This is a genomic window from Microvirga calopogonii (genome assembly GCF_003347665.1).
In the GTDB taxonomy this organism is placed as follows: Bacteria; Pseudomonadota; Alphaproteobacteria; order Rhizobiales; family Beijerinckiaceae; genus Microvirga; species Microvirga calopogonii.
In genome coordinates this window covers 1-658 of sequence record NZ_QDGA01000248.1, presented here as the reverse complement: position 1 = coordinate 658, position 658 = coordinate 1, and the positions used below count along the sequence as shown (strand labels likewise).

Annotated in this window: 1 protein-coding gene; it reads right to left on the bottom strand. The window is 59.3% G+C overall.

Annotation, left to right across the window (positions count from 1 at the left end; all coding sequences use genetic code 11):
• Positions 1-147: 147 nt before the first annotated feature.
• On the bottom strand, positions 148-658 hold a 511-nt coding region (locus tag DDF70_RS36285; protein WP_114949227.1), incomplete at its 5' end, for an IS3 family transposase.

The following is a 658-nucleotide window of genomic DNA, read 5'->3' as shown; positions in this document are numbered from 1 at the left end:
CCTGTCACTCCTTTGCCTCGTCAGCGCATTCATTTGGACCAAGTGAATGTCAACGCGCTCTAGAGCATCGGACGGTTAAACGGACGCATAGCCGGCAGCTTTGAGGTAATTCCAACATGATCTTCCCCCGCTTGCGCGGATACTGGGTTAGCTCAATTTCCGCTCGGCCTGTTCGGGTGTGAGATACCCGAGCGCCAAGTGGATGCGCTGCCGATTGTAGTAGCTCTCGATATAGCCGAACAGGTCCCGTCGTGCCTCCTCGCGGGTCGTCCAACGATGCTGATGAACCAACTCGACCTTCAAGGAATGGAAGAACGATTCCATTGGGGCATTGTCATAGCAGCAGCCCGTCCGGCTCATCGATGGCTTGGCGCTCATGCGAGCCAGTTGCTGGGCATACGCCTCTGCCGCGTATTGGCTGCCGCGGTCGCTATGATGAATGAGCCCTGGACCTGGTCGCTGCCGCTGGGCTGCCATGATCAGAGCGCCAAGGGTCAGCTCGGTGCGCATGTGATCGCGCATGGCCCAACCCACCACCTTCCGGGTGGCCAAATCCAGCACCGCGGCGAGATACAGCCAGCCCTCGCCCGTGGGAAGTGGAGTAAGAAGCGCGAATGCGCTTCTCCTCCCCGAACCGTACATGCACCTTTCAGCGCAT